Origin of the sequence: Streptomyces acidiscabies (assembly GCF_020010905.1) — a bacterium.
GTDB lineage: Bacteria > Actinomycetota > Actinomycetes > Streptomycetales > Streptomycetaceae > Streptomyces > Streptomyces acidiscabies.
Window position 1 is genome coordinate 988,653 of sequence record NZ_JAGJBY010000002.1, and the last position, 18,171, is coordinate 1,006,823.

The 18,171-nt window shown below is 73.4% G+C and carries 10 protein-coding genes; 7 read left to right on the forward strand and 3 right to left on the reverse strand.

Features of this window, described 5'->3' with window-relative positions; translation table 11 throughout:
- The first annotated feature begins 30 nt into the window (after positions 1-30).
- The 3 genes from J8M50_RS31520 (at position 31) to moeZ (ending at position 2,954) form a co-directional block, all read left to right on the forward strand.
- The gene (locus tag J8M50_RS31520; protein WP_010350480.1) at positions 31-990 is read left to right on the forward strand and encodes an NAD-dependent epimerase/dehydratase family protein; all 960 of its coding nucleotides are present in this window, start codon (positions 31-33) and stop codon (positions 988-990) included.
- On the forward strand, positions 978-1,712 hold the full coding sequence (locus tag J8M50_RS31525; RefSeq protein WP_029183380.1) for a spherulation-specific family 4 protein: 735 nt from the start codon (positions 978-980) through the stop codon (positions 1,710-1,712). Before J8M50_RS31520 ends, J8M50_RS31525 begins: the two co-directional genes overlap by 13 nt.
- Before the next feature lie 63 nt (positions 1,713-1,775).
- A complete protein-coding gene (gene moeZ, locus J8M50_RS31530; RefSeq protein WP_010350478.1) occupies positions 1,776-2,954 on the forward strand; it encodes an adenylyltransferase/sulfurtransferase MoeZ in 1,179 nt (392 codons plus the stop codon).
- A 65-nt stretch (positions 2,955-3,019) separates the two neighbouring features.
- Here the strand turns inward: moeZ and J8M50_RS31535 are convergent, their stop codons facing one another.
- From J8M50_RS31535 to J8M50_RS31545, 3 genes are all read right to left on the reverse strand, one after another.
- Complete coding sequence (locus tag J8M50_RS31535; RefSeq protein ID WP_010350477.1) at positions 3,020-4,549, reverse strand: alpha/beta hydrolase; 1,530 nt, start codon at positions 4,547-4,549, stop codon at positions 3,020-3,022.
- Between the two features lie 115 nt (positions 4,550-4,664).
- The gene (locus J8M50_RS31540; RefSeq protein WP_010350476.1) at positions 4,665-6,209 is read right to left on the reverse strand and encodes an alpha/beta hydrolase; all 1,545 of its coding nucleotides are present in this window, start codon (positions 6,207-6,209) and stop codon (positions 4,665-4,667) included.
- A 112-nt stretch (positions 6,210-6,321) separates the two neighbouring features.
- Positions 6,322-9,030: a lysylphosphatidylglycerol synthase domain-containing protein gene (locus J8M50_RS31545; protein ID WP_010350474.1), complete on the reverse strand. Its 2,709-nt coding sequence runs from the start codon at positions 9,028-9,030 to the stop codon at positions 6,322-6,324.
- A gap of 185 nt (positions 9,031-9,215) precedes the next feature.
- On the opposite strand from J8M50_RS31545, the gene J8M50_RS31550 reads away from it, so the two are divergent.
- The 4 genes from J8M50_RS31550 to J8M50_RS31565 all read left to right on the forward strand — a co-directional run bounded on the left by J8M50_RS31550 (position 9,216) and on the right by J8M50_RS31565 (position 18,161).
- Entirely contained in the window at positions 9,216-9,599 is a 384-nt protein-coding gene (locus tag J8M50_RS31550) for an MGMT family protein (RefSeq protein ID WP_010350473.1), read from the forward strand.
- Between the two features lie 257 nt (positions 9,600-9,856).
- Positions 9,857-13,189 carry an ATP-dependent helicase gene (locus J8M50_RS31555; protein WP_059046972.1) on the forward strand — a complete coding sequence of 1,111 codons (3,333 nt, stop codon included), beginning with the start codon at positions 9,857-9,859 and terminating at the stop codon, positions 13,187-13,189.
- 120 nt (positions 13,190-13,309) lie between these two features.
- Positions 13,310-16,729 (forward strand): ATP-dependent helicase, encoded by a 3,420-nt coding sequence (locus J8M50_RS31560; protein ID WP_010360090.1) that lies wholly within the window; start codon positions 13,310-13,312, stop codon positions 16,727-16,729.
- 10 nt (positions 16,730-16,739) lie between these two features.
- On the forward strand, positions 16,740-18,161 hold the full coding sequence (locus J8M50_RS31565) for a dipeptidase (RefSeq protein ID WP_040838568.1): 1,422 nt from the start codon (positions 16,740-16,742) through the stop codon (positions 18,159-18,161).
- The last annotated feature ends 10 nt before the right edge of the window (positions 18,162-18,171 follow it).

Consider the following 18,171-nt stretch of genomic DNA (forward strand, 5'->3'; position numbering starts at 1 on the left):
CCGCTCCCTGCACTTCCTGGGGGCGGCGCGATGAGGGTTCTGCTGATCGGAGCCAACGGATACCTCGGCCGGTTCGTCGCGGACCGGCTGCTCGCCGACCCGGCGGCGCAGCTCACCGCGCTCGGACGCGGGGACGACGCCGACGTGCGGTTCGACCTCGCGTCCGGCAGCCCGGGGGCGCTGACGCGCTTCCTGGACGCGGTCCACCCCCAGGTCGTCATCAACTGCGCGGGCGCCACGCGCGGCGGCGCGAAGGAGCTGATCCGGCACAACACGGTCGCCGTCGCCACCGTCTGCGAGGCGCTGCGGCGCAGCGGCTGCGGCGCGCGCCTGGTGCAGATCGGCTGCGGCGCCGAGTACGGCCCGAGCCAGCCCGGCTCGTCGACGGCGGAGGACGCCGTCCCGCGCCCCGGCGGCCCGTACGGCGTGAGCAAGCTCGCCGCGACGGAACTCGTCCTCGGCTCCGGCCTCGACGCGGTCGTGCTGCGGGTGTTCTCCCCGGCCGGCCCCGGCACGCCCGCGGGGAGCCCGCTGGGCCGCCTCGCGGAGGCGATGCGCCGCGCGATGCAGTCCGGCGACGGCGAGCTGAAGCTCGCGGGCCTCGCCGCGCAGCGCGACTTCATCGACGTCCGGGACGTCGCCCGCGCGGTGCACGCCGCCGCGCTGTCCGCCGCGCAGGGCGTCATCAACATCGGCTCCGGCCGCGCCGTACGCCTGCGGGACGCCGCCGCGACCCTCGCGCGGGTGGCCGGGTACGGGGGCGCGCTGCACGAACTCGACGTCCCCCCGGGCCCGATGCGGGCGGCCATCGGCCACCCCCGGCACGAGCACGACCCCGCCGCGCCGGTCGCGTACCCGTACCCGGACGGCTGCGGGAGCTGGCAGCAGGCCGACGTGCGCACCGCGCGCGACCGGCTCGGCTGGCGGCCCCGGATCAACCTGGAGGAGTCCCTCGCGGACATCTGGATGGAGGCCGCGTGCCGCATGTGACCGGGGCGAGCACCGGGGTGCGCACCGGCTTCGGCGTCCCCGGGTTCGCGCATCCCCTGCTGGCGCCGGGCGAGTGGGGCGAACTCGCCCGCCCGGGCACGCCGTTGCACTGGGCCGTCCTGGACGTCGCCGACGGCCCCGGGACGCGCCCCGACCCGCACTGCCTGGAGACCGCCGGCCGGCTGCGCAACGCGGGCGTGCGCGTCCTGGGCCGCCTCGACGCCGTCCATGGCACCCGCGCGCGGGGTGACCTCCTCGACGACGCGGGCCGCTACGCGAGCTGGTACCGGGTCGACGGCTTCCTCCTGGACCGCTGTCCCGTCGAGCGCGCCGGCCTCGCGGGCACGGGCCTGCTGGCCGTCGCGCTGCGGGAGTTCGCCGACGACGCCCACCTGGTCCTCGGCCACGGCACCCACCCGCACCCCGGGTACGCCGAGCACGGCGACCAGCTGGTGACCTTCTCCGGGGCCTGGAGCGACTACCGCTGGTCGCAGGTGGCGGAGTGGACGGCCGAGCATCCGCCGGAGCGCTTCTGCCACTTCGTGCACGGCGTGCCCCGCGGGCATCTCGACGAGGCTCTGCGGGTCGCGCGCTGGCAGGGCGCGGCGACCATCTGGTTCACCGACCGTTCCGACCGGGGCGGCCGGGACGACCCCTGGGAGACCCTGCCCGGCTACTGGGACGAGATCGTCTCGCGGATCGGAACAGGTGTCTCGGAATGAAGAAGTGCGTGGCAGTGTTACGGGGAGAACAACTGTAGTGATTGACCGACCAACGGAGTCCCCGTGTCGCTGCCACCCCTGGTCGAGCCGGCCGCCGAGCTCACCGTAGACGAGGTCCGCAGGTACTCCCGCCACCTGATCATCCCCGACGTGGGGATGGCCGGGCAGAAGCGGCTGAAGAACGCGAAGGTGCTCTGTGTCGGCGCCGGCGGCCTGGGCTCGCCGGCGCTGATGTACCTGGCCGCGGCCGGTGTCGGCACGCTGGGCATCGTCGAGTTCGACGAGGTCGACGAGTCCAACCTCCAGCGGCAGATCATCCACAGCCAGGCCGACATCGGCCGCTCCAAGGCGCAGTCCGCGCGCGACTCCGTCCTCGGCATCAACCCGTACGTGAACGTGATCCTCCACGAGGAACGGCTCGAAGCCGAGAACGTGATGGACATCTTCAGCCAGTACGACCTGATCGTCGACGGCACGGACAACTTCGCGACCCGCTACCTGGTCAACGACGCGTGCGTACTGCTCAACAAGCCGTACGTGTGGGGCTCCATCTACCGCTTCGACGGCCAGGCGTCGGTCTTCTGGTCCGAGTACGGCCCCTGCTACCGCTGCCTCTACCCGGAGCCCCCGCCGCCGGGCATGGTCCCCTCCTGCGCCGAGGGCGGCGTCCTGGGCGTGCTGTGCGCGTCCATCGGCTCCATCCAGGTCACCGAGGCCATCAAGGTCCTCACCGGCACCGGTGAGCCCCTCGTCGGCCGCCTGATGATCTACGACGCCCTGGAGATGCAGTACCGCCAGGTCAAGGTCCGCAAGGACCCGGACTGCGCGGTGTGCGGCGAGAACCCGACGGTCACCGAACTCATCGACTACGAGGCGTTCTGCGGCGTCGTCTCCGAGGAGGCCCAGGAGGCCGCCCTCGGCTCGACGATCACCGCGAAGCAGCTCAAGGAGTGGATCGACGAGGGCGAGAACATCGAGATCATCGACGTCCGCGAGCAGAACGAGTACGAGATCGTCTCCATCCCGGGCGCGAAGCTGATCCCGAAGAACGAGTTCCTCCTCGGCACCGCCCTGGAGTCGCTGCCCCAGGACAAGAAGATCGTCTTGCACTGCAAGACGGGTGTCCGCAGTGCGGAAGTCCTCGCCGTCCTGAAGTCGGCCGGCTTCTCCGACGCCGTCCACGTCGGCGGCGGCGTCATCGGCTGGGTCAACCAGATCGAACCGCACAAGCCCGTCTACTGAGACCGCTCCCGCTCCCCGACGGCGGGGGTCTCGCCCACCATGCGTGGGGGAGACCCCCGCCGCCGTCATGAGCAGACCTTTCCGTCCCGCGGCACCGTGCCGTCCAGCAGGTAGGCGTCCACCGTCGAGTCGACGCAGTCGCTGCCGCTGCCGTACGCGCCGTGTCCCTCGCCCTTCCAGGTGAGCAGCACCCCGACCTTCTCGCCCAGCTCGTCGGCCATCTTGCGCGCGCCCTCGTACGGGGTCGCCGGGTCGCCCGTGTTGCCGACCAGCAGGATCGGGGCCGCGCCCGCCGCGCTCACCTCCGGGGTCTCGTACTGGCCGGCCACCGGCCAGTCGTGGCACCAGCCCGCGCTGTCCCAGGCGAGGTACGGGCCGAAGACCGGGGAGATCCTCTCGAACTCCGGGAGGACCTTCCGCGTCTCGTCCGCCGTCGGACGCTGCTTGTCGTCCAGGCACGAGATGACCCGCTGGGAGTGGCTCGACGTCCCGTAACGCCCCGAGGAGTCGCGCTCGTTGTAGGCGTCGGCGAGCACCAGCAGGCCCGAGCCGTCGCCGTCCTGAGCCTTCTCCAGCGCGCGGGTGAGGCTCGGCCAGGCGGACTCGGAGTACAGCGGGGTGACGATGCCGGTGACCGCGAGCGTCTGGGTGAGCCTGCGGCCGGAGGACGCCGACAGCGGGTTCGCGTCCAGTCTCTCCAGCAGGTCCGCGATCTTCCGGGTGCCCTCCTCGGGGTCCTGCCCGGTCGACTTCAGGTAGTTGTCGAGCGCCAGCTGGAAGCCCTGGGCCTGGTTGCGGGCGTGGCCCACCGCGTCGGCGGCCGGGTCGACCACCGCGTCCAGGACCAGCCGGCCCACGTTCTTCGGGAACAGGTGCGCGTAGACACCGCCGAGTTCGGTGCCGTACGAGACGCCGAAGTAGTACGTCTTCGCGTCGCCCAGGACCTGGCGCATCAGGTCCATGTCGCGGGCCGTGTCGGTCGTCGACACGTGGGCCATCAGCTCACCGGCCGCCTTCTCGCAGCCCTGTCCGAAGCTGTCCGCGTCCTGGAAGAACGCCCGCTCCTCGGCGGGCGTGTCCGGCGTGGCGTCCACGGTCTCGGCGGCGGCGATCTCCTTGTCGTCGCGGCAGCGCACGCCCTCGCTGCGGCCCACCCCGCGCGGGTCGAAGCTCACCAGGTCGTAGCGCTCGCGCAGCGCGGTGTAGTCCGGGGCGAACGACGGCAGGGAATCGACGCCCGAGCCGCCGGGGCCGCCGAAGTTGAACAGCAGCGAGCCGATCCGCTCGTCCGCCGATCCGCTCGACTTCGTCCGCACCAGCGCGACGTCGATCATCCGCCCCTTGGGCTTCGACCAGTCGAGCGGCGCCTTCATCGTCGCGCACTGCCACGCGCCGCCCGGTGCCGAACTCCCCGTGCAGCGCCGCCAGTCGAGCTTCTGTCCGGTCAGACGGGTGGGGAGCCCGGACGCCGGGGGAGCGTCCGACGCCGGCGCCTTCCCGCCGTCGTCCGCCTTCTCCTTCGACCCACTGCCGCACCCGGCCACCACCAGCGCCACGACCGCTCCCAACGCGGCCCACCGTACGATTCGCGCCATCGCGCACCCCCCGCTTCCGCGCCGCCCGATCCGTGCGTCGAACGGCTGTGCAGCCATCGTAGGGGGAGCAAGCAGACGCTGTGTCAGCCTGTGGATAACCCTGTGACCTGCGGTTTCAGCGGGGGCAGACGGTTCCCGCCGCCGGGACCTTCCCGTCCAGCAGATAGCCGTTCACCGCGGCCTGGACACATTTGTCCTTGCTGTCGTAGGCGCCATGTCCCTGGCCCTTGTACGTCAGCTCGACCCCGACCCCCTTGCCCAGCGCCTCCACCATCCTGCGAGCACCCTCGTACGGCGTCGCCGGGTCGCCGGTGTTGCCGACGACGAGGACCGGAGCCGCGCCGGGCGCGCTCACGTCGGGGTGGCCGGCGGCGCCGGGAACGGCCCAGCCGGTGCAGCTGACCATGCCCCAGGCGAGGAAGTCGCCGAAGACGGGGGAGGCGGCGCGGAACCCGGGGAGCCCGCGCTCGACGTCCGCCGGGGTGTAACGGGGCTTGTCGTCGGCGCAGTTGATGGCGATGTTGGCGGCGGTCATGTTGCTGTACTCGCCGTTCGGGCTGCGGCCGTTCATCAGGTCCGACAGCAGCATCAGGACCTTGCCGTCACCCTCGTACGCCTGCTCCAGACCTTCGGTCAGGTACTCCCAGAAGTCCTTCGAGTACAGGGCCTGGGCGATGCCGTTCGTGGCGGCGGTCTGGGTCAGCACGCGCGGGAAGTTGCCCGGCAGCGGCTTCGCGTCGAGGCTCTTGAGCAGCCCCGCGATCCGGTCCTTCACGCCCTGCGCGGTGTCGCCGACGGGGCAGTCCTCCGTCTGGGAGACGCAGTTCTCGGCGTAGTTGTCCAGGGCGAGCTGGAAGCCCTTCGCCTGTCCCAGGGCGCCCTGTTCGGAGGTCTGCGTGGGGTCGACGACCGCGTCCAGGACCGCGCGGCCGACGTTCTTCGGGAACAGGTGCGCGTAGACGCCGCCCAGCTCGGTGCCGTACGAGATGCCGAAGTAGTACAGCTTGTCGTCGCCCAGGACCTGCCGCATGAGGTCCATGTCCCGGGCCGCGTCGGTGGTCCGTACGTACGGGAGCATCTTCCGGGAGTTCTTCTCGCAGGCCGCGTTGAACTCCTTGGTGGCGGCGAGGAGTCCGGCGCGTTCGGTGGCGTCGTCGGGGGTCATGTCCTGCTGGAAGTAGGCGTCCAGCTGCCGGTCGTTCTCGCACTTCACACCGGCGCTGCGGCCGACCCCGCGCGGGTCGAAGCTCACCAGGTCGTACCGGGTGCGGAGCTTGTCGTAGTCCGCGCCGAACGACGGCAGAGTGGTCACGCCCGAGCCACCCGGGCCGCCGAAGTTGAACACCAGCGAGCCGATCCGTCCGCCCGCGTCACCACTCGCCCGCGCGCGGATCAGCGCGATGCCGATCGTGTCCCCGTGAGGCTTCGACCAGTCCCGTGGCGCCCGCATCGTCGCGCACTGCCACGTCCCTCCGTCCGGCAGCGGAGACGGCACGTTGCCCCCGCCCTCCGCCTGCGAAGGCGCCGGACAGTCCTTCCACCCCAGCTTCTGCCCCGCAGGCTCTTCCTCCCCGGCCCCACCCCCACAGGCCGCCATCAGGGACGACAGCAGCACAACGCCGGAGACCAACACGACGGAACGTTTCGCCATGATCCCCATCCTGCTGCCGGGCCCTCCCCCGCGCGCGTGGCGCGAGCCGTACGAGGGACCGGGACAGTTCGCCGGTCATCCGGCGCGTGCGCGCGTCGGGGGCTTCGGTGTCACCGGCTCCCTACAGCGCGCCCTTGCGGGACAGGTGGTTGAAGACGATCCAGCCGGGGAGGACCGGGAGCCAGAGGGTGAGGAGGCGGAAGAGGAGGACGGCGGGGGCGGCCACCTCCTTGGGGAGGCCCACGGCGATCAGGCCGACCGTGAGGGTGGCCTCGACCGCTCCTACGCCGCCCGGCGTGGGCGCGGCGGAGCCGAGCGCGTTGCCGGCGAGGAAGACGACCGCGACGCTGGCGAGGCTGATCGACGTCGACTCGTTGCCGAACGCACGGATCGAGGCATCGAGGCACATCACGAAGCAGGCGGTCAGCAGGAGCATGCCGCCGATGCCGGTGACGAGCTTCTGGGGCCGCTGGAGGATGTCCAGCATGCGCGGGACGACACCCGCGAACAGCGACCGTACGCGCGTGGCGACGAACTTCCGCAGGAACGGCACCGACGTCACCACGAGGACGAGTACGGCGACCGTCAGCAGCCCGGCGATGACCGTTCGGGACGGCGTCAGCGACGGCGTCTTCTCGATGCCCGTCAGGTAGCCGAAGGACAGCAGCATGACGATGTGGCAGCCCAGCCCGAAGAGCTGCGAGGCACCCACGCTGGCCACGGCGAGCCCCGGCCGCACCCCCTGCCGCTGGAGGAACCGCGTGTTGAGGGCGACCCCGCCGACCGCGGCCGGCGCGACGATCTTCACGAAGGACCCGGCGACCTGCGCGGCGACGGTCCGCGGGAACGGCACCCGTTCCGGCACGAACCCCAGGAGGCTCATCGCCGCGGCGACGTAGCTGAGCGCGGAGAACGCCACCGCGGCGGCCACCCAGCCCCACTCGGCGTTGGAGATCAGCGGTCCGAACTCGATGTGGGTGAGCTGTGTCAGCAGGAAGTACGCGCCCAGGGCGCCCGCCATGAAGCTCAGCAGCGTGCGCGGGCGCACCCGCTCCAGGCGGGCCGGTTCGACCGGCGCCTGCGGGCGGATGAGCAGCACCTCGTGCCGGATCTGGGTGAGGAGGTCGTCCTCGCGCGCCTCCTCCACCGCTTCGTCCATGGCCCGCTTCTCGGCCCGTGCCTCGGCCTTCAGCGTCTTTTTGGCGGCTTTTCCGGAGGAGACCGGCTCTGGTTCCTCAGCGGCCTCCGGACGGGCCTGCTTGGCCTGTCTGGACGCCTCCAGGACGGCGTCCCGCTCACGCTGCGCCTGCTCCCGGGCCAGCCGGCGCAGCGTGGAGCGCGTGGAACGGGTCAGCGCGATCGGCTGGAGCATCGGCAGGCAGTCGGCGACCGCGTCCGGACCGAGCACGCTCACCGCCGAGGCCACCGCCCGCTCCGCGCCCACGCGCAGGCCGAGGGTCGTCACCAGTTGGGCGATGTCCATGAGCAGCAGCAGGGAGCTCGCCGCGATCTCGCCGCCGCGCAGATCGGTGAGGATCACCGTGCCGGAACGATCCACCAGGATCGCGTCCCCCGCGAGCCTGCGGTGCGCGATACGCCGCGACTGGAGCGCGCGCACCTGATGCCACGCGTTGTGCAGCACCTCGTCGGTGATCTCCGCGTCCGCCAGTGAGTCCAGCGTGCGCCCGCCGGTGTGCTCGTAGACCAGCATCACGGCGTCCGGGCCCAGCTCGGACATCGCGATCAGCTTGGGCGCGTTCGCGCCGGCAGCGATCGCCGCGTACGCCAGCAGCGCCTCCTGCTCCAGCGCCTGCCGCAGCGACTGGAGGCTGGAGCGGGTCGCGAAGCCGCGCAGCGCCAGATTGCGCCACGCGCGGTAGAAGAACCCCTGCGCCTGCTGCTCCCGGTCGACGACCGTCACGTCCAGCGGCGCGCCGTCCTCCAGGGTGACGAAGTAGCGCCGCCCGCGGTCGCTGTCCCCGGACTCCGTCGCCTCCACGCGCGCGGCGCTCACCGGCCGGAAACCGACCGTCCTGAGGCCCGCCATCAGCGTGCGCCCGGTGGGCCGGACGTTCGGCGAGCCGACCGCGTACAGCGTGCCGTAGGCGACGCTCCAGCCGATCAGCACCGTGAGGATGATCGAGAAGGGGGTCGTGTAGCCGGTGACGAGCATCGACAGCGCGTCGAGCAGCAGCACGATCCACAGCACCGCGCGCCAGCGCGGCCGGCGTGACATGCCCACGGCCGACATATAGGCGATGACCGGCGCGAGATAGCCGTGCACCGGGTCCGTGAGGGCGTGGATGTCACCGGGGGAGGGCTGGGTGAGCGCGTCCCGGATGGAGGCCGGGGCGCCCTTGGCGACCCACAGGTCCATGGCGAGCGTCACCCCGTGCGCGAGGACGGCCGCCAGGACGCCGTCGGCGATCCGCAGCCCGTCGCGCTTGACCAGCCGTTCGATCGCGAACGCGACCGGCACCAGGAGGATCGCGATGCTGGACGCCAGCCCCGCGATCTTGATCAGCAGGTCGGGCGCCTGGCCGGTGCCCTTGTTGATGTCCTGCTCCAGGCCGGAGGTCGTGCCGTGCGCGAACGCGGCGATCGCCAGGAGCACCACGATCGCGAGGACGCCCGCCAGGAGCCGCATGAGGTCCGAGGGACGGTGCACGCGCGCGGGGAGCAGCGGTTCGTCGCCCTCCACCTCGTCCACGTGCGCCACGTCCGCGTACTCCTTCGAGCTCCCGCGCGCGGGCGGTTCGCCTGTGTCCGGGCGCGATGCGCCGTCAGAGGTGCCCTCCGCGTCGTCGGAATGCACACCCTGCTGCTTCATCGTCTCTTCTTGATCTCGTATCACCGGTCACCGCCCGCACGATGGTGGCATGCCCGACCGACATCCGGTGATGTCAGGGTGCGAACGCGGGGCGCACAGTCTGCCCGAAGCGTCCTTCCGGGGCGAGGTCCACCGAGCGTCACGGGCCCGTCGCATTGTCGGTGCGGTGCGGCAGGATGGGGCGGATGAGCGAGCAGAGCCTTCCCGACGACGCCCGCGCGGAGTACACGGACGCGCTGCCCGAGTACGCCGAGCGGGTCCTCGACGTCACCGAGCTGATCCCGCCGGGCCGGGTCATGACGTACGGGGACGTCGCCGAGTGGCTCCAGGAGGGCGGCCCCCGGCAGGTCGGGCGTGTCATGGCCCTCTACGGGGGCGCCGTGCCGTGGTGGCGCGTCGTGCGCGCGGACGGCGCTCTGCTGCCCGGACACGAACTGCGGGCCCTCGATCACTACCGTGCGGAGGGCACCCCGCTCAAAGCGGCGGGCGCCGCCGCTCAGGGGCATCTGCCGCGCCTCGACATGAAGCGGGCGCGCTGGGACGGCGGCGGCGCGGACGGGCACACCTGACAGCTTCCGCCATCGCGGGAACCCTCGAAGGACCCGTGCGCCGTTCGGGTGAACCGGGGCACGCCCGGAGCATGACGTACGTTCGAGGGGCAAGGGGCGTGTGAGCCGTACGAGGCGCACGGGACCGACCGGAAGGCCCTCACCGGGGCCGGCTCCCGGCGTAGCGTCGGCCGCACACGTCCCCCTCATCCCGAGACCACCGCCCGGCACGGACGGACGGCGGCGAACCAGCACACCCACCAGGACCGGCGAACCACGTGAGCACCTCTCCCTCCACCGGGCGCCTGCCGCACCCCCAGGTACGGCAGGGGACCCGTGGCGCCTACCGACTGGTGCGCACCCCTCCGGCCCGCGAGGCTCCCCCTCGTCTGGACGCCGCGCAGCGCGCCGTGGTTGACCACACCACCGGCCCTCTGCTGGTTCTCGCGGGTCCCGGCACCGGCAAGACCACCACCCTCGTCGAGTCCGTCGCCGCCCGCGTCGAGCGCGGCGGCGACCCCGCGCGGATCCTCGTCCTGACGTTCAGCCGCAAGGCCGCCGTCGAGCTGCGCGACCGCATGGCCCTGCGCATGGGCGCCTCGCGCGCACCCCAGGCGACCACCTTCCACTCGTTCTGCTACGCCCTCGTGCGCGCCCACCAGGACAGCGAACTGTTCGTGGAGCCCCTGCGGCTGCTCTCCGGCCCCGAGCAGGACGTCACCGTCCGGGAGCTGCTCGCCGGCCAGCTCGACCTCCAGCGCCTCGGCCTCGCGCACGTGAGCTGGCCCGACGAACTGCGCGCCTGCCTCACCACGCGCGGGTTCGCCGACGAGGTCCGCGCGGTCCTCGCCCGCAGCCGCGAACTCGGCCTCGGCCCCGAGGCCCTGACCGCCTTCGCCGACCGCATCGGCCGCCCCGACTGGCGCGCCGCCGCCGTCTTCCTCGCCGAGTACCTCGACGTCCTCGACCTCCAAGGGGTCCTCGACTACGCCGAACTCGTCCACCGCGCCGTCCTCCTCGCCCAGCGCCCCGAGGCCGCCGCCCACCTCGCCGCGCGCTACGACGCCGTCTACGTCGACGAGTACCAGGACACCGACCCCGCGCAGGTACGGCTCCTGCGCGCGCTCGCGGGGGACGGCCGCACCCTCGTCGCCCTCGGCGACCCGGACCAGTCGATCTACGCCTTCCGGGGCGCCGACGTGAACGGCATCCTCGACTTCCCGCACACCTTCCCGCGCGCGGACGGCACCCCCGCCCCCGTCGAGGTCCTGCGCACCTCGCGCCGCTCCGCCGCCCGCCTGCTGACCGCCACCCGCCTGCTCGCCCAGCGCATGCCCCTCACCCGCCTCCCCGCGGACAAGGCCCGCGCCCACCGCGCCCTCGCCCCCACGCGCGAGGGCGGCGGCGTCGAGGTGTACACGTACCCGACGACCGGCACCGAGCTCGACAACATCGCCGACATCCTGCGCCGCGCCCACCTGGAGGACGGCGTCCCCTGGCGCGACATGGCCGTCCTCGTGCGCGCGGGCACCCGTTCCGTACCCGCCCTGCGCCGCGCTCTCAGCACCGCAGGCGTCCCCCTGCACACCGACGGCGCCGACGTCCCGCTGCGCCACGAACCGGCGGTCGCCCCCCTGTTGACGGCCCTGCGCGCGGTCGCGACGGCGGAGGCGACGAGCCGTACGGACACCACGGCCGACCCGGACACCGAGCCCGCTGAGCCCGCTGAGCCGCCCGTCTGGCTCGACACCGAGACCGCCCTCACCCTCCTCGCCTCGCCCCTCGCCGCCATGGACGCCGCCGACGTCCGCCGCCTCGGGCGCGCGCTGCGCGACGAGGAACGGGCCGGCGGCAACCCGCTGCCGCCGCCCTCCGACGACCTGCTCGCGCGCGCGGTCGCCGAACCCGAACGACTGGTCGCGCACGACCGGGCATACGCGCGCGGCGCACAGGACCTCGGGAAACTGCTCGCCAAGGCACGCGCGCGCCTCGCGGACGGCGGCACCGCCGAGGAGGCGCTGTGGGAGCTGTGGGCGCGCACGTCCTGGCCCGGCCGGCTCGCCAAAGCCGCCCTGCGCGGCGGCGCGGCGGGACGCAACGCCGACCGCGACCTCGACGCCGTGTGCGCGCTGTTCGCGACGGCCGCCCGCGCGGAGGCCCGCACCGGCGGCCGGGGCGCCCTGAACTTCCTGGAGGAGCTGGAGGCCGAGGACATCGCGGCCGACACCCTCACGCGACGCGTCGTACGGCCGGACGCGGTGCGCCTGATGACGGCGCACCGCGCCAAGGGCCTCCAGTGGCGCCTGGTCGTCGTCGCCGGCGTCCAGGAAGGGCTGTGGCCCGACCTGCGCCGGCGCGGCTCCCTGCTGGAGGCCGACCGCATCGGCCGCGACGGACTCGCCGAACCGCTCACCCCGGGCGCGCTGCTCGCCGAGGAACGCCGCCTGTTCTACGTTGCCGCCACCCGCGCGAGCGAGCGCCTCGTCGTCACCGCCGTGAAGGCGCCCGCCGACGACGGCGATCAGCCCTCCCGCTTCCTCACCGAACTCGGCGTCGAACCCCAGGACGTCACCGGCCGCCCCCGCCGCCCCCTGTCGGTCCCCGCGCTCGTCGCCGAACTGCGCGCGACGACGGTCGACCCGCGCGCCTCCGACACTCTCAGGGAGGCCGCCGCGCGCCGCCTCGCCCGCCTGGCCGCGCTCGCCGACGAGGACGGCCGCCCGCTGGTCCCCGCCGCCCACCCGTACCGCTGGTGGGGCATGTGGGACCGCACCGAGAGCAAGGTCCCGCTGCGCGACCGCGACCAGCCCGTCGTCCTGTCCGGCAGCGCCCTCGACCAGCTCGCCAACACCTGCGCCCTCCAGTGGTTCCTCGGCCGCGAGGTGAAGGCCGACGCGCCCGCGACCGCCGCCCAGGGCTTCGGCAACGTCGTCCACGTCCTCGCCGACGAGGTCGCCTCCGGACGGACCCCCGCCGACCTCGACGTCCTCATGGAGCGCCTCGACTCCGTGTGGAACGGGCTCGCCTTCGACGCGCCCTGGAAGTCCGACCAGGAGAAGCACAACGCGCGCGTGGCGCTCGAACGCTTCCTGAAGTGGCACGTGCTCGACCGCGCGGGACGCACGCCCGTGGCGAGCGAGCACGACTTCGACGTCACCCTCGAAGCGGGCGAGTACGAGGTGCGCATCCGCGGCCAGATGGACCGCGTCGAGACCGACACCGACGGCCGCGCGTACGTCGTCGACTTCAAGACCGGCAAGCAGACGCCCACCTCCGCCGAGGTCGCCCGCCACCCCCAGCTCGCCGTCTACCAGCTCGCCGTGCGCGAGGGCGCCGTCGACGAGGTCTTCGACGGCGTACGGCCCGAGGCGGGCGGCGCGGAACTCGTCCAGCTCCGCCAGGGCGCCGCCCGGCGCGACGGCGGCGACACGCTGCCCAAGGTGCAGGCGCAGGAGCCGCTGTCCGGCGAGTGGGTCGGCGACCTGCTCGCCACGGCCGCGGGCAAGGTTCTCGACGAACGCTTCACCCCCGACGCCGGCCAGCACTGCACCCACTGCGCGTTCCGGGCGTCGTGCAGCGCGCGGCCCGAGGGACGGCACGTGGTGGAGTGAGCGCACCTCAGGTGAGCGCACCTCATGTGACCGACCCCACCACCCCTCCCACCTGCGCATCTCCCGTCCCACCCGTCGATTTGTCCTCCGTTGTCAGTGCCGCCCACTAGCCTTCCCCGCATGTCCTCCCGCATCACCGACCCCGAGCAGCTCAAAGAGCTCCTCGGCATCCCCTTCACCCCGGAGCAGACGGCCTGCATCACGGCGCCGCCCGCCCCGCAGGTGATCGTGGCCGGGGCGGGGTCGGGCAAGACGACCGTGATGGCCGCGCGCGTGGTGTGGCTGGTCGGCACCGGACAGGTCGCCCCGGAGCAGGTCCTCGGCCTGACGTTCACCAACAAGGCGGCCGGGGAACTCGCCGAACGCGTCCGCAAGGCACTGGTCAAGGCGGGCGTCACCGACCCCGACCCGGTCGACCCCGACAACCCCCCGGGCGAGCCGGTCATCTCGACGTACCACTCCTTCGCGGGCCGCCTGCTCACCGACCACGGCCTGCGCCTCGGCCTGGAGCCGACGTCCCGCCTGCTCGCCGACGCGACCCGCTTCCAGCTCGCCGCACGCGTCCTGCGCGAGGCCCCGGGCCCCTACCCGGCGCTCACCCGCTCCTTCGCCGACCTGACCGCCGACCTCCTCACGCTGGACGCCGAACTCGCCGAACACCTGGTGGACCCGGACGACCTGCGCGCGTGGGACGCCGACCTGCTGACGGCCCTGGACGGCGCGAAGCTCAGCAACGCCGACCTGCGCAAGGTCCCCGAGACGGCCGCCGCCCGCCGCGACCTCGCCGGACTGGTCCGCCGCTACCGCACCGCCAAACGCGACCGCGACCTCCTCGACTTCGGCGACCAGATCGCCCTCTCCGCGCGCCTCGCCGGCGTCCCCGAGGTCGGCCGGATCCTGCGCGAGGAGTTCAAGGTGGTCCTCCTGGACGAGTACCAGGACACCTCCGTCGCCCAGCGCATCCTCCTCGCGGGCCTCTTCGGCGGCGGCACCGGCCACCCCGTCACCGCCGTCGGCGACCCCTGCCAGGCCATCTACGGCTGGCGCGGCGCCTCCGTCGCCAACCTCGACGACTTCCCCGAGCACTTCGCGCACGCGGACGGCCGCCCCGCCGCCCGCCAGGCGCTCAGCGAGAACCGCCGCAGCGGCGGACGCCTCCTCGACCTCGCCAACGGCCTCGCGGAGCCCCTGCGCGCCATGCACGCGGGCGTGGAGGCCCTGCGCCCGGCCCCCGGCGCCGAACGCGACGGCACGGTCCGCTGCGCCCTCCTGCGCACTCACGCCGAGGAGACCGACTGGATCGCCGACTCCATCGCCCACCTCGTGAACACCGGCACGGCCCCCGGTGAGATCGCCGTCCTGTGCCGCACGGCGACCGACTTCGCCGAGATCCAGGGCGCCCTCGTCGCGCGGGACGTCCCCGTCGAGGTCGTCGGCCTCTCCGGACTGCTGCACCTCCCCGAGGTCGCCGACCTCGTCGCCGTCTGCGAGGTCCTCCAGGACCCCGGCGCCAACGCCTCCCTGGTCCGCCTCCTCACCGGCCCCCGCTGGCGCGTCGGCGCCCGCGACCTCGCCCTCCTGGGCCGCCGCGCCCGACGCCTCGTCACCCACGCGCGCGTGGACGACGACGGCGACCCCGACCGGCGCCTCGCCGCCGCCGTCGAGGGCACCGACCCGGCCGAGGTGATATCGCTGGCCGACGCCCTGGACACGTTCCTGGACGGCACCGGGGACGACGACGGCCTGCCGTTCTCGCCGGACGCGCGCGTGCGCTTCGCCTACCTCGCCACCGAACTGCGCGACCTGCGCCGCTCCCTGTCCGACCCGCTGATGGACGTCCTGCACCGCGTCCTCGCCGTCACCGGCCTGGAGGTCGAACTGTCGGCGTCCCCGCACGCGCTCGCCGCCCGCCGCCGCGAGACCCTGTCGAACTTCCTCGACGTCGCCGCCTCCTTCACCGCCCACGACGGCCAGGCCACCCTCCTCGCCTTCCTCGCCTTCCTGCGCACCGCCGCCCAGTACGAGAAGGGCCTCGACAACGCCCTCCCCGGCGGCGAGAACACCGTCAAGGTCCTCACCGCGCACAAGTCCAAGGGCCTGGAGTGGGACGTCGTCGTCGTCCCCGGGCTCGTCGACGGCACCTTCCCCAGCGCCAAGGGCCGCGAGAAGTGGACCGCCCAGGCCAAGGTCCTGCCGCACGCCCTGCGCGGGGACGCCGACACCCTCCCGGACGTCACCAGCTGGGACGCCAAGGGCATGAAGGCGTTCCACGAGGACATGAAGGACCACCAGCACACCGAGGAACTCCGCCTCGGCTACGTCACCTTCACGCGCCCGCGCAGCCTCCTGCTCGGCTCCGGCCACTGGTGGGGCCCCACCCAGAAGAAGCCCCGCGGCCCCTCCGGCTTCCTGACCGCCCTGTACGACCACTGCGCCGCCGGACACGGCGAGATCGAGGCGTGGGCCGACGCCCCCGAGGACGGCGAGGAGAACCCCACCCTCCAGGACACCACCGCCGACCACGCCTGGCCGCTCCCCCTCGACGACACGGCCCTGCGCCGCCGCCGCGCCGCCGCCGACACGGTCCTCACCCACCTGGACAACCCCACCGCCCTGCACGACCCCCACGCCCACGAGGACCCCGACTGGCCCCCGCCCCCGGACGACGACGACCCCTACGACCCCCGGTACGACGATCCGGAGCCGTACGACGAGACGGTCCCGTACGACGCCCCTCACGCCCCCACCCCCCGCCCCGCCCCCACCGTCCCCCACCAGACCACCCCCCTCACCCCGGAGGACGCCCGCACCATCGCCTCCTGGGACCGCGACCTCGACGCCCTCACCGGCGAACTCCTGCGCGCGCGCAGGGCCGTCACCGACGTCCCCCTCCCGGCCGTCCTCACCGCCTCCCAGGTCATGCGCCTCGCGGAGGACCACGACGGCCTCGCGCAGGAGCTGGCTCGCCCCATGCCGCAGCCGCCGAAACCGGCCGCGCGCAGGGGGACGCGCTTCCACGCCTGGGTGGAGGCCCGCTGGGAGGCGCTCACCCTGCCCCTGCTGGAGCCCGAGGAACTGCCCGGCACCGAGGACGCGGAGATCGACGACGAACGCGACCTGGAGGAGCTGAAGGAAGCGTTCGAGCGCACCGCGTACGCGCACCGCACGCCCCACCGCGTGGAGGCCCCCTTCCAGCTCTCCCTCGCGGGCCGCGTCGTACGGGGCCGTATCGACGCCGTCTACAAGGAGGGCGACGGCGCGACGGCGTCGTACGAGATCGTCGACTGGAAGACCCACCGGGAGCGGACCGCCGACCCCCTCCAGCTCGCGCTGTACCGGCTCGCGTGGGCCGAGCAGGAGGGTGTGCCCGTGGAATCCGTCACAGCGGCGTTCCTCTATGTGAGGACCGGAGACGTCGTCCGGCCCCCCGAGCTGCCCGGAAGGGCCGCTCTGGAGCGGATTCTGCGGGGTGCGAAGGCCACCGGGGAGCCCCTGGCGGAGGTCCGGGCGCCCGGCGACGATGTCGGTGCGGCCGGATAGGCTCGTGGACATGAGCCAGCCCATTGACAGCGCCGTCAGTGATGTCAGCGCCGTCCGCGCGTACATCGAGGAGCACCGGGCCGCCTTCCTCGGCGACCTCGCCGAGTGGCTGCGCATCCCCTCGGTCTCCGCCCAGCCGGAGCACGCTCCCGACGTCCGCCGCAGCGCCGACTGGCTCGCCGCGCAGCTCACCACGACCGGCTTCCCGGTCGTCGAGGTCTGGCCCACCCCCGGCGCCCCCGCCGTCTACGCGGAGTGGCCCGCGGACGACCCCCAGGCCCCCACCGTCCTCGTCTACGGCCACCACGACGTGCAGCCCGCCGCCCGCGAGGACGGCTGGGACACCGACCCCTTCGACCCCGTCGTCCGCGAGAACCGTCTTTACGCGCGCGGGGCGGCCGACGACAAGGGACAGGTGTTCTTCCACACCCTGGGCGTGCGCGCCCACCTCGCCGCCACCGGCCGCACGGCCCCGGCCGTGCACCTGAAGCTGCTGATCGAGGGCGAGGAGGAGTCCAGCTCCCCGAACTTCCGCGCCCTCGTCGAGGCCAACGCCGGCCGGCTCGCCGCCGACGCGGTGATCGTCTCCGACACCGGCATGTGGGCCGAGGACACCCCCACGGTCTGCACCGGCATGCGCGGCCTCACCGACTGCGAGATCCGCCTGCACGGCCCCGACCAGGACATCCACTCCGGCTCCTTCGGCGGCGCCGTCCCCAACCCGGCCACCGAGGTCGCCCGCCTCGTCGCCGCCCTGCACGACGAGCACGCGCGCGTGGCGGTCCCCGGCTTCTACGACGGCGTCGTCGACCTCACCGACGAGGAGCGCGCCCTCTTCGCCGAGCTGCCCTTCGACGAGGAGCGCTGGCTGCGCACCGCGCACTCGTACGCCGCCCGGGGCGAGGCCGGCTACAGCACCCTGGAGCGCGTCTGGGCGCGGCCCACCGCCGAGGTCAACGGCATCGGCGGCGGCTACCAGGGCGCCGGCAGCAAGACGATCGTCCCCGCCTCCGCGTTCGTGAAGCTGTCGTTCCGGCTCGTCGCGGGACAGGACCCCGACACCGTCGAGAAGGCCGTCCGCGCGTGGGTCGCCGGTCAGGTGCCCGCCGGGATCCGCTGCGAGATCGACTTCAGCCCCGCCACGCGCCCGTGCCTGACCCCGCTCGGCCACTCCGCGCTCCAGTCCGTCGTCCGCGCCATGGGACGCGCCTTCGAGCAACCCGTCCGCTTCACGCGCGAGGGCGGCTCCGGGCCCGCCGCCGACCTCCAGGAGGTCCTCGGCGCCCCGGTGCTGTTCCTGGGCATCTCCGTCCCCTCCGACGGCTGGCACGCGCCGAACGAGAAGGTCGAACTCGACCTGCTCCTCAAGGGCGCCGAGACCACCGCCCACCTGTGGGACGACCTCGCGCGCACCTGGCGCCATGCGCCCTGACACCCGACCG